Source organism: Ruminococcus sp. (assembly GCF_016283395.1).
In genome coordinates, this window is record NZ_JAEEMU010000037.1 from 73,119 (window position 1) to 85,783 (window position 12,665).

Here is a 12,665-nt window from a genome sequence, read left to right on the forward strand (position 1 = left end):
TCATGGAAATAAACGTAAGAAAAATAGCTGACCTTGCGTCTCTTGAAATTGATAAGGAAAAATATCCGGACTTTGAAGTTCAGTTTATGGATATAATCAAAATGGTGTCTGATCTTCCTGAATACAGTGAATATGATATCATACTTGAACCTATGAAACTCCGAGATGACGTTGTTGAGTGCGGTGATATCAGTCAGAGCGAGCTTTTGGGCAATGCCTGCGATATCGTCAAAAACTGTTTTACAGCACCGCAAACGGTGGAGTACTGATGAGGCTTTGTGATAATACCGCGCTGGAACTTGCTCAGATGCTACGTAAAAAGCAGTGCAGCGCGAAGGAAATATATCTTGATACCTTACAGCGAGCAAAGGAAAAACAGGAGACGTTAAACGCATATATCACCTTTAACAAAGATGCTGTTAAGGCAGCCGAAGCTGTTGACAGGAAGATAGCAGAGGGAAAAGAAATTCCGCTTATTGCAGGTATCCCTATAGCTGTAAAGGATAATATATCTACAAAAGGATTAAGAACTACCTGTGCGTCAAAAATGCTTTGCGATTATATCCCGCCATATGATGCGTTTGTTATTGAAAAGCTGAAAGGTGCAGGCGGAGTTATTATCGGAAAGAGCAACATGGACGAATTTGCCATGGGTTCTGCTTCTGATACAGGTTATTTCGGAACTGTAAGAAATCCTGTAAACTGTAATTATTCAGCAGGAGGCTCGTCCGGCGGCTCAGCCGCAGCAGTTGCAAGCCGTGGAGCTATATTGGCACTTGGCTCTGATACAGGAGGTTCTGTACGTCAGCCTGCATCATTATGCGGAGTTGTAGGCTTTTGTCCCTCATACGGGACTGTATCCAGATATGGACTTATTGCCTTTGCTTCATCACTTGACAGGATAGGCACCATTGGAAGAACAGTAAAAGACACATATCTCCTCCATAATATAATATACGATGCAGACATCAAAGATGTAACAGCTTTATATAAAAATTTTTCATTTAACTTAAAAGGCGAGCTTAATGGTGTAAGAATTGGTATTATAAAGGAATTGATGAGCTGTTACATGGAAGATGATGTTAGGGCATCTGTTATGGCAGCTATAAAGCTTATGGAAGAAAACGGGGCGGTGATAAAAGAATTATCATTGCCTGACATAAAAGCGGCTGTAAATGCATATTATATCATTTCATCTGCCGAGGCTTCTTCAAATCTTGCCCGATATGACGGTATAAGATATGGCTATCGTTCGGAGAGATGCGGAAGTCTCAGTGAAATGTACAAATACAGCAGAAGCGAAGGCTTCGGCGATGAAGTAAAGCGCAGGATAATGCTCGGTACTTTTGTGCTCAGTGAGGGCTTTTGCGATGATTTTTACAAACGTGCAGCTGCTCTGCGCAGAAGCTTGTGCGCAGGATTTGAAGAAGCTTTTCAGCAGTGTGACATCATTGCTGCTCCCGTATACCCCAAAGCAGGCTTTAAACTCGGTGAGAACGCAGCTCCTGCGGAAGTATATTCGGCAGATATTTTTACAGTGCCGTCAAGTCTGGCAGGACTTCCTGCAATAAGTGTCCCATGCGGCAAAAATAAAGAAGGCTTGCCTGTAGGTTTGCAGCTTATAGGCGGCAGATTTTGCGATAATAAAGTATTTGACGCTGCATACGGATATGAGCTTATCGGAGGTGGATATAATGGCTGAGCTTGAAAGCGTTATAGGTCTTGAGATACACGCTGAATTAAATACAAATACAAAGATTTTTTGCGGTTGCAGGAATTCCTTCGGTGCTGCGCCGAATTCTCAGATATGCCCTGTGTGTATGGGACTTCCCGGAACGCTTCCTCGTCTCAACAGTAAAGTTTGCGATTTTGCTGTAAAAATGGGACTTGCACTGAATTGTGAGATAAACAAAGTCAGCCGTATGGACAGGAAGAATTACTTTTACCCTGATCTGCCCAAAGCTTATCAGATATCCCAGTCTGATATTCCCATATGCGGTAAAGGTAAACTTGATATACTCGTAAACGATAAGGTCAGAACTATAGGTATAACTCGCATACATATCGAAGAAGATGCAGGCAAGCTTATCCATGATGATGAATACAGTGGTACTTTATGTGACCTTAATCGCTGCGGAGTTCCTCTTATAGAGATAGTTACAGAGCCTGATATAAGGAACTCCGAAGAAGCAAGGATATTCCTTGAGAATATAAGAAGCATACTCAGATACCTCGGGATTTCCGACTGCAAGATGCAGGAGGGAAGTATAAGATGCGATGTGAATGTTTCAATGCATGAAAAAGAAACTCCTCTCGGTGTACGCTGCGAGCTGAAAAATGTCAATAGCTTCAGTGCGGCAGTCAGAGGTATTGAGTATGAGATAAAGCGGCAGACAGCGATCATAGAGAATAATGGGAAGATCGAGCGTGAAACAAGACGGTGGAACGACAAAAAGGGTATAAGTATCCTTATGCGTAATAAGGAAAATGCTCAGGATTACAGATTTTTTCCGGAGCCTGATCTCGGTGCTGTTGTTATCAGTGATGAAAGGATAAATATTCTTAAAGATGAAATGCCTGAATTACCTAATAGGAAAATGATACGTTATGTATCTGAATACGGGCTGAACTGTTCCGAAGCATTTATGATAGCAGATGTTCCTGATAAAGCTGAACTGTTTGAACAGTGTATCGAAACAGGAAAATGTTCTCACAGGTCTGCTGCAAATCGTATTGTAGGCGAGATAACAAAGTATGTGAATGATACGGGAAAAAGCGTATCGGAAACCAAGCTTACGGCAAGTGAACTGGCTGAATTGTGCTGTGCGGCTGAAAAAGGAGTTATCTCAAGTTCAAGCGCCAAAATAGTTCTTTCTGAGCTTTTAAGCAGCGGCGGTAATACGGAAGAGATCATTAGCAGACTTGGGCTTGCACAGAATTCAGATGATGAATACCTGAGTAAGCTTGCAGATGAAGTCATTGCAGATAATCAGAGATCAGCTGATGATTTCAAAAACGGTAAGACCAATGCTCTTGGACATCTTATAGGACAGGCGATGAAACTTTCAAAAGGAAAAGCAGATCCGCAGAAAGTCAAAGAAATAATACTGAATAAATTAAAAACGGAGGAATAAAAATGAAGTTTATATGTTATCCTAAATGTACTATCTGTCAGAAGGCTAAGAAATGGCTCGATGAAAAGGGAGTGACCTATGAATTGAGAGATATCAAGGAAAACAATCCGAGCTATGACGAATTGAAGAAATGGTATAAGCATAGTGGTCTGCCGCTGAAGAAGTTTTTCAATACAAGTGGACTTCTTTACAAATCAATGGAGCTGAAAAACAAGCTCCCGAATATGAGCGAAGATGAACAGCTAAAGCTGCTGTCAACTGACGGAATGCTTGTAAAAAGACCGCTGCTTATTTCCAATGATACTGTACTTGTAGGATTTAAAGAAAAAGAGTACGAGGAGTTATTTAAATAAACACAGGCGGACTTAGACACCTTCCATTAACGAAAAAAGTGAGTTACCGAGCTTGAAATTATTGGCTCGGTAATTTTATGCCACGATTTCGGCAGAGGGGCTCCCCTCAGTCCGCTTTTGTTCACTCTATATACTTGACAATTGTCAAGGATTTTGGTATAATTGGTATATGGAAATGGAGGTTTAGTTATGAAGCAATACAATGTAACAGGTATGAGCTGCGCTGCTTGCAGTGCGAGAGTAGAAAAAGCAGTTTCCTCCGTTGAAGGTGTTTCATCTTGTTCTGTCAGTCTGCTGACCAATTCTATGGGCGTTGAGGGGACAGCTTCTGATACTGCAATTATAGAAGCAGTTAAAAATGCAGGCTATGGCGCATCGCTGAAAGGCGCAAAGATAGTTGCTAAATCGTATGATGACGAACTTAAAGATACAGAAACTCCTGCCATGAAGCGCAGACTTGCAGCTTCTCTTATATTTCTGATCGTTCTCATGTATATCTCTATGGGACATATGATGTTTGGAGCACCGCTTCCTGCTTTTATGGAAGAAAATCATATAATGATGGGACTTGCTCAGCTTTTGCTTGCTGCAATTGTAATGGTCATAAATCAGAAATTCTTTATAAATGGCTTCAAGGGGATTATACACCGTTCTCCCAACATGGATACTCTTGTGGCTCTTGGTTCGGGAGCTTCATTCATATATAGCACCTGTGTGCTGTTTGCGATGACAGATGCGCAGTTAAAAGGTAATAACGAAGCTTTGATGAGTTATATGCATGATCTGTACTTTGAGTCAGCGGCTATGATACTGACGCTTATTACTGTCGGAAAAATGCTCGAAGCAAGGTCTAAAGGCAAAACAACAAATGCTTTGAAAAGTCTTATGAAGCTTTCGCCTGAAACAGCTGTTCTTATAAGAAACGGCGTTGAAGAGAAAGTTCCGGTAGAACAGGTAAAGAAGGGTGATATTTTTTCAGTACGTCCGGGTGAAAGTATACCTGTTGACGGTATTGTTATCGAAGGCGAAAGTGCAATAAATGAAGCTGCACTGACAGGTGAAAGCATACCTGTAGATAAGAAAGTCGGAGACAGCGTATCAGCAGCTACTATAAATCAATCAGGCTATCTGAAATGCGAAGCTGCAAGGGTAGGTGAGGATACTACACTATCTCAGATAATAAAAATGGTCAGTGATGCGGCAGCAACAAAAGCTCCTATTGCTAAAATAGCCGATAAAGTCTCAGGTGTATTCGTGCCTGTTGTTATTGGTATTGCACTTGTTACGCTTGCAGTATGGCTGATATTGGGAAAGAATATCGGATATTCCTTGTCGAGAGCAATATCAGTCCTTGTTATCAGCTGTCCGTGCGCACTTGGTCTCGCTACTCCTGTTGCAATTATGGTCGGAAGCGGCGTAGGTGCAAAGAACGGATTGCTTTTCAAGACTGCCATATCACTTGAAGAAACAGGAAAAGCGCAGATAGTCGCACTTGATAAGACAGGAACGATAACAAAAGGTGAGCCTCAGGTAACAGATATCATAACGGCTGAAGGTTTTGATGAGAAAGAATTGTTGAGTATTGCGTATTCTCTTGAAATGAAAAGTGAGCACCCTCTTTCTAAGGCTGTTATAAAATACGGAAATGAAAAGCAAATAATCAGTGATGAGTTATCGGAATTCAAAGCAGTTGCAGGAAATGGTCTTACTGGTAAACTGAGAGGAGTTACTTTCAGAGGCGGCAATTTTGAATATATAAGTTCCGAAGCAGATATTGACCGTAAATTCCAAATAGCGGCAAGAGAATTTGCGAAACAGGGGAAAACACCGCTTTATTTTTCAAAGGACGATAAGCTTGCTGGCATTATAGTTGTTGCAGATGTCATTAAGGAAGATAGTACGGAAGCAATACGTGAATTGCGGAATATGGGTATTCATGTTGTAATGCTTACAGGAGACAATGAGCGAACAGCTAATGCCATAGGAAAACAGGCAGGAGTTGATGAAGTCATTGCAGGAGTGCTTCCTGACGGCAAAGAAAGCGTTATACGGAAACTTAAGAAAAAAGGAAAAGTTGTAATGGTAGGTGACGGCATCAACGATGCACCTGCACTTACAGCTGCTGATACGGGAATCGCCATCGGAGCAGGTGCAGATGTGGCTATTGATGCTGCTGATGTAGTCCTTATGAAGAGCAGTCTGCGTGATGTTCCTGCTGCTGTAAGACTTAGCCGTGCAACACTTAGAAATATACACCAGAACCTTTTCTGGGCATTTATCTACAACATTATAGGGATACCGCTTGCAGCAGGTGCTTATTATAAGCTTTTCGGCTGGCAGATGAATCCTATGTTCGGAGCAGCGGCAATGAGCCTATCAAGCTTTTTTGTTGTTACAAATGCATTAAGGCTTAACTTTTTCAAACTGCATGACAGCAGTCACGATAAAAAGAGAAAAAATACTACCGAAAAGAATGTCGATGAAACTGACGATACAGTAACTGTAAAGATCAAGGGAATGATGTGCGGACACTGTGAAGCACGAGTAAAAAAGGCACTTGAAGAGCTTCCGTTCGTTGATGAAGCAGTTACAAGTCACGAACAGGGGACGGCTGTACTGTCAATTTCAGGAGCAATGGACGAAAAAGCAGTAAAAAAAGCAATTACTGATGCAGGGTATAAGTATCAAGGTGTAAAATAGTATTATAAAGTTGAAAAAGCAGTCTTTATGGCTGCTTTTTCAATATATAGGTAAAATGTTGCTGCGGACTTGCAAAACAAGATCAAATGTGATATAATATCTAAGTATGTATAAAAACATAACCGAAAGGCAGAGGATTATGGCTAAGAAACAAGATTACGGCAACGACAGTATATCAATGCTCAAGGGCGCGGACAGAGTCCGTAAGCGTCCTGCTGTTATATTCGGCTCTGATGGATTGGACGGCTGTGAGCACTCGATCTTTGAAGTCATCTCAAACTCTATAGATGAAGCCCGTGAGGGTTACGGTAATAAAATAATAATTACTCATTACAGGAATAACGATATAGAGGTCGAGGACTTCGGCAGAGGCTGTCCCGTTGATTATAATAATAACGAAAAGCGTTATAACTGGGAGCTTGTCTACTGTGAGCTTTATGCAGGCGGTAAGTATGATACTGCTGCTGAATCTTATGAATACTCACTTGGTCTTAACGGACTTGGTCTGTGTTCTACTCAGTATTCATCTGAATTTATGGACGTTCAGGTAATACGTGACGGTTTCAAGTACGATCTGCACTTTGAAAAGGGCAATAATGTAGGCGGATTAAAGAAAGAACCATGCAAGAAAAAGCAGACAGGTACTAAAACACGCTGGCGTCCCGACCTTGAGGTTTTCACTGATATAAATGTTTCTGACGAGTTCTTCTGCGATATCCTTAAACGACAGGCTATTGTAAACCCTAATATTCTCTTTGTCTTCCGCTCAGAAAATGAAGCAGGCGGTTTCAACGAGCAGGAATTCTTCTACGAATCGGGTATAACCGAGTATGTTCAGGAGATAGCAGGCGAAGGATCACTTTCTTCAATACAGCACTGGACTGCCGAGAAAAAGGGAAGAGACCGTGATGATAAGCCTGAGTATAAGGTCAAGCTTGATGTTGCACTCACTTTTTCAAATAAAGCTAAACTGACAGAGTATTATCATAACTCCAGTTTCCTTGAACATGGCGGTTCACCTGCAGAGGCTGTAAAACGCGCATTTCAGGCTCAGATAGACAGCTATATAAAGTCCGTAAATGGTTATCAGAAGAACGAGAGCAAGATAACATATGCTGATGTTGAGGAATGTCTGATACTTGTTTCGTCATCATTCTCTACTCAGACTTCCTACGCTAATCAGACCAAAAAGGCTATAACAAATAAATTTATCCGTGAAGCTATGACAGAGTTCCTGCGTCATCAGCTGGAAGTATACTTCATCGAAAATCCTGATGAAGCTCAGAAGATAGCCGAGCAGATACTCATAAACAAGAGAAGCCGTGAAAATGCTGAAAAGGTTCGTCTTAACGTAAAGAAGAAGCTTACAGGAACTATCGACCTTGCAAATATGGTGGAGAAGTTCGTTGACTGCCGTACAAAGGATGTTTCACGCCGCGAAATTTACATCGTGGAGGGCGACTCGGCTCTCGGTTCTGTAAAACTCGCAAGAAATGCGGAGTTTCAGGCTATAATACCTGTCCGTGGTAAGATACTAAACTGCCTTAAAGCTGAATATTCCAAAATATTTAAGAGTGAGATCATAACCGATCTTATAAAGGTACTTGGCTGCGGTGTTGAAGTAACTACAAAGGCAAACAAGGAGCTTTCAAACTTCGATATAAACAACTTCCGCTGGAGCAAGATCGTTATCTGTACCGATGCGGACGTTGACGGTTTCCAGATCAGAACACTTATCCTTACCATGCTTTACAGGCTCACACCTACGCTTATTGAACAGGGGTATGTATATATCGCTGAGTCTCCGCTCTTTGAGATAAACACAAAGGAAAAGACATATTTTGCTTATACCGAACAGGAAAAACAGCGAATACTTGAAATGATAGGTGATAAAAAGCACACTATCCAGCGTTCTAAAGGTCTCGGTGAGAACGAGCCCGATATGATGAGCCTTACTACAATGAATCCCGATACCCGTCGCCTTATCAAGGTAACAGCTGACGATATAACAGAGTCTGCTGAGATATTTGAGATGCTTCTCGGTGATGATCTTCAGGGACGTAAGGACTATATCTCTGAATACGGTGCCGATTATCTCGAACTTGCTGATATAAGCTGATGTCTTGGTGATTATTTATGAAAAAGATAAAAATGACAAAGTGCCGTTTTTGCGGCGGAACTGAATTTATAACAGGTTATCAGAATTTTTACGGTGCAGTTTACAGTGCCGACAGTTTGCTCAGATCAACATCTCTGTATCACACCATATGCAGAGAGTGCGGAAGTGTCGTAAGAACTTATGTTAAAGATTCCGAGAAGCTGTTAAAGAAAAAAGACAGAAAATCATCACAAGGAGAAGAGTAAATGCCAAGAAAAAAGGAAACTCCCAAAAAACAGCCTGTCTTTAAGCATGAGGCTTATATAGAAGGTTCAGGCAGTGTAGTTGATGAAAAGATAACGGATACTCTGAAAAAGAATTATATGCCCTACGCCATGAGTGTAATCATCTCACGAGCTCTTCCTGAGATAGACGGCTTCAAGCCTTCTCACAGAAAGCTCTTATATATGATGTATAAGAGAGGACTTCTCAATCCCGAAAAGGAGCGTTCTAAGTCTGCGAATGTTGTGGGCGAGACCATGAAACTCAATCCTCACGGCGATCAGGCTATATATGAGACTCTTGTTCGTATGACACGCGGTAATGAAGCTCTTCTTCACCCATATATCGACAGCAAGGGCAACTTTGGTAAGCAGTATTCAAGCAAGATGCACTTTGCTGCACCTCGTTATACAGAAGTAAAGCTTGAAAAGATATGCAATGAGCTTTTTCGTGATATTGACAAGGAAACTATAGACTTCGTACCAAACTACGACAATACTATGCAGGAGCCTACTCTTCTTCCTGCAACGTTTCCTACCGTGCTTGTAAATTCAAATACAGGTATTGCTGTATCTATGGCAAGTAACGTATGTCCGTTCAATCTTGAAGAGGTCTGCGAGACTACCATAGCTCTTATGAAAGACCCTAACCATGATATACTCAGTACCCTTAAAGGTCCTGATTTCCCGGGCGGAGGACTTATGCTCTATGATGAAGCGGAGCTTAACAAGGTCTACGAGACTGGCAGGGGAAGTATCAAGGTTCGTTCAAAATTCAGTTATGATAAAAGCGCAAACTGTATCGAGGTAACCGAGATACCATATACTACAACTGTTGAAGCTATAATCGAGAAGATAATAGACCTTGTAAAACAGGGAAAGATCAGAGAAGTATCGTATATACGTGATGAAACAGATATTGAAGGCTTGAAGATAGCTATTGACCTCAAGCGCGGAACAGATCCAGAAAAGCTTATGCAGAAGCTTTATCGTCTTACACCTTTGCAGGACAGCTATCCGTGTAATTTCAATATACTTATTGCAGGTACTCCAAAGGTAATGGGCGTGCGCGAGATACTTACGGAATGGACTGCTTTCCGTGAGGAATGTATCCAGCGCAGAACATACCATGATCTTCAGAAGAAAAAGGAAAAGCTTCATCTTCTCGAAGCTCTTTCAAAGATACTTCTTGATATCGACAAGGCGATAAAGATAATCCGTGAGACTGAGAATGAAGCGGACGTAGTCCCTAACCTTATGATAGGCTTCGGAATCGACGAGATTCAGGCTGAATACGTTGCTGAAATAAAGCTCCGTAATATCAATAAGCAGTATATCCTTCGCCGTATCGAAGAAGTTGATCAGCTCAAAAAGGATATCGAGGAAATGGAAGATATCCTCCGCGATAAAAAGAAGATACGCAAGATAATCGTTAACGAGCTCCGTGATGTTATCAAAAACTATGCTCAGCCGCGAAAGACGATGTTCTATTATCTTTCAGATGTTGAAGATGCTGAGGAAGTTGATGATACTCCCGATTATCCTGTAAATATATTTGTATCCGACAGCGGTTATTTCAAGAAGATAACTCCTCAGTCACTGAGAATGAGCGGTGAGCAGAAGCTTAAAGAGGGAGATTTCATAAGTCAGACCTTTGAAGCTACCAACAAGACAGACCTTGTTTTCTTCTCTGATAAGGCCCAGGCTTATAAATCAAGAGCAAGTGCATTTGATGATACAAAGGCAAGTGTAATGGGTGATTATATACCTGCAAAACTCAGCTTTGACGACGGAGAACTGCTTAAAACCCTTGTTCCGACAACGGATTACAGCGGATATATCCTTTTCTTCTTTGAAAACGGTAAAGTTGCTAAAGTGCCTATGAAGTCATATGAGACCAAGACCAACCGTAAAAAGCTTGCAAAGGCTTATTCGGAGAAGTCACCCCTTGTTGCAGCTATATTCACAGCTGAGGACAGCGATATACTTCTCAGAACTACAAGCGGTCATGCACTTGTATTTAATACAGGCATGATACTTCCTAAGTCTACAAGAGATTCTCAGGGCGTACAGGTCATAAATCTGCGAAAGAAAGCACTGCTTTCATCTGCAACGCTTGTTTCTCCCGAAGAACTTCCTGAGCTTGAGAAATATCGTTCAAAGAGTGTTCCTGCCGCAGGAAAGCCTGCCAAGGAGCTTGGTGACAGCAATCAGCTTACATTTTAATAATAGAAAAGCCATAGTTTTGCCTAATGGTGAGACTATGGCTTTTGTAAAATATATCGAGGTGAAGGCAATGAATAAAGAATGGTCGGAACTTAATAAAACAATGCAGGATCAGCTTAAAAAAGCAGAAACAAATAATAACGGCGTCAAAACACTCTTCAAACTAAGAGATCAGCTCATGCAGGTAATAGATATGTTCAGATGTGAGCTTTCAAGAGATGACTTCAATGCTATACCTTTTATTAATGCTGACGGATATCATTCAAAAACGATTGCGTATTCAATATGGCATATTTTTCGTATAGAAGATATCGTTGCCCATTCCCTCATTAATGAAGATGAGCAGGTGTTTTTTTCACAGCGATATAATGAACGTATCAATTCTCCTATAATAACTACAGGAAATGAGCTTGTAAAACAGCAGATAGCCGACTTTTCGGAAAAATTAGATATAGATGAACTTTATTCATATATCCACGATGTAAAAGAAAGCAGTGAAAGCATCATAAAAGCTCTTTCATTTGATGTGCTGAAAAAGAAGTTTACCGAAGAAAACAAGGAATATCTCCGCAGTCTGAATGTGGTAAGCAACGATGAAAGCGCGATATGGCTTATAGATTACTGGTGCGGAAAGGATATACGCGGACTGATACAAATGCCGTTTTCAAGGCACTGGATAATGCATATAGAAGCTTGCCTGCGCATAAAAGCCAAGTTAAAGAAATAAAAACAGCCGAGAACGGTATTTATACTGTATCTCGGCTGTTATATTTAAAGAGTTGTTATTATTCCTGAGAGATGATCTCTTTATAGAATTCAGAAACGTCCTTACGATTGTCCTTAGTGTACTGGATAGCTGTTCTTGGGTGCTGATTGAAAAGACCTGTGAGGAGGTACTGGAGATCATATCCCCATACAGCACCTTCTTCACATAATTTATTCATGTGCTTTTCAATGAACTGGAATACAGGATATACATTGTACTTTGGATTTTTAAGAAATCCGAGGAGAAGCTCCATTGCGCAGTTGCCTGCACCTCTGCCCATTGCTGAATATGTAGCATCGAGCCAGTCTACGCCGTCACCAACTGCTTCGATAGTGTTAGCGAATGCGAGCTGCTGATTGTTATGTGCGTGTATACCTACCTTTTTGCCGTACTTAGCAGCAAATTCACAGTAGAGATCAGCAATACGTGCGATCTGTTCAGGATATAATGAACCGAAACTGTCAACGATATAGAAAACATCAACAGGGGACTGACCGAGGATATCGAGAGCGACCTTTATATCGCTTTCCTGAGCATTTGAGATAGCCATGATATTACAGCTTACCTCATATCCCTTTTTCTTTGCATCTTCTATCATATCAACAGCTGTTGGTATCTGGTGGATATATGTAGCTACACGGATAAGGTCAACAGGACTGTTTTCACGCTCAATTATATCCTGCTTGTAATTACAGCGTCCTACGTCTGCCATGATAGCGATTTTTAGATCTGTGTGGTTTTCACCGACTATTGAGCGGATATATTCGTCGTCACAGAACTTACATGGTCCGAAATCCTCGACCTTAAACATTTCCTTGTCAGCTCTGTAGCCAAATTCCATGTAGTCTACGCCTGCCTTGATGTTTGAAAGGTAAAGGTCTCTGACGAATTCATCACTGAATCTGAAGTCATTTACAAGTCCGCCGTCTCTGAGAGTTGCATCAACAACTCTTACATCTGATCTGAAATTCATAAGCTTAGATAACTCTTTCATAATAATTCCTCTTTCTTTTACGCTATAAAGCTTTAAGCTGTAACGCTTTAAAGTGCTTCTGCATATAGTATAGCACAGTTTTTTTCGTTTGTCAAACGTTTTCTTGAAATTTC

At 41.1% G+C, this 12,665-nt stretch carries 10 protein-coding genes; 9 read left to right on the forward strand and 1 reads right to left on the reverse strand.

Annotated elements, in window-relative coordinates:
- The first annotated feature begins 2 nt into the window (after positions 1-2).
- The 9 genes from QZZ41_RS06110 to QZZ41_RS06150 all read left to right on the forward strand — a co-directional run bounded on the left by QZZ41_RS06110 (position 3) and on the right by QZZ41_RS06150 (position 11,519).
- On the forward strand, positions 3-269 hold the full coding sequence (locus QZZ41_RS06110) for a hypothetical protein (RefSeq protein ID WP_295069510.1): 267 nt from the start codon (positions 3-5) through the stop codon (positions 267-269).
- Complete coding sequence (gene gatA, locus QZZ41_RS06115) at positions 269-1,702, forward strand: Asp-tRNA(Asn)/Glu-tRNA(Gln) amidotransferase subunit GatA (protein WP_295069512.1); 1,434 nt, start codon at positions 269-271, stop codon at positions 1,700-1,702. Before QZZ41_RS06110 ends, gatA begins: the two co-directional genes overlap by 1 nt.
- Positions 1,695-3,134 carry an Asp-tRNA(Asn)/Glu-tRNA(Gln) amidotransferase subunit GatB gene (gene gatB, locus QZZ41_RS06120; protein ID WP_295069514.1) on the forward strand — a complete coding sequence of 480 codons (1,440 nt, stop codon included), beginning with the start codon at positions 1,695-1,697 and terminating at the stop codon, positions 3,132-3,134. Before gatA ends, gatB begins: the two co-directional genes overlap by 8 nt.
- A 2-nt stretch (positions 3,135-3,136) precedes the next feature.
- Positions 3,137-3,487 (forward strand): arsenate reductase family protein, encoded by a 351-nt coding sequence (locus tag QZZ41_RS06125; RefSeq protein WP_295069516.1) that lies wholly within the window; start codon positions 3,137-3,139, stop codon positions 3,485-3,487.
- Positions 3,488-3,676: 189 nt separating this feature from the next.
- Positions 3,677-6,187, forward strand: coding sequence for a heavy metal translocating P-type ATPase (locus QZZ41_RS06130; protein WP_295069518.1), 2,511 nt, complete (start codon positions 3,677-3,679; stop codon positions 6,185-6,187).
- Positions 6,188-6,326: 139 nt separating this feature from the next.
- Positions 6,327-8,306 (forward strand): toprim domain-containing protein, encoded by a 1,980-nt coding sequence (locus tag QZZ41_RS06135; RefSeq protein ID WP_295069520.1) that lies wholly within the window; start codon positions 6,327-6,329, stop codon positions 8,304-8,306.
- Positions 8,307-8,323: 17 nt separating this feature from the next.
- The gene (locus QZZ41_RS06140) at positions 8,324-8,551 is read left to right on the forward strand and encodes a hypothetical protein (protein ID WP_295069522.1); all 228 of its coding nucleotides are present in this window, start codon (positions 8,324-8,326) and stop codon (positions 8,549-8,551) included.
- Positions 8,552-10,792: a DNA topoisomerase (ATP-hydrolyzing) subunit A gene (locus tag QZZ41_RS06145; RefSeq protein ID WP_295069524.1), complete on the forward strand. Its 2,241-nt coding sequence runs from the start codon at positions 8,552-8,554 to the stop codon at positions 10,790-10,792.
- A gap of 37 nt (positions 10,793-10,829) precedes the next feature.
- A complete protein-coding gene (locus tag QZZ41_RS06150) occupies positions 10,830-11,519 on the forward strand; it encodes a phage head-tail adapter protein (RefSeq protein WP_367267451.1) in 690 nt (229 codons plus the stop codon).
- Between the two features lie 58 nt (positions 11,520-11,577).
- On the opposite strand, the gene QZZ41_RS06155 is transcribed toward QZZ41_RS06150, so the two are convergent.
- Positions 11,578-12,552: an aldolase catalytic domain-containing protein gene (locus QZZ41_RS06155; RefSeq protein ID WP_295069526.1), complete on the reverse strand. Its 975-nt coding sequence runs from the start codon at positions 12,550-12,552 to the stop codon at positions 11,578-11,580.
- Positions 12,553-12,665 lie beyond the last annotated feature (113 nt).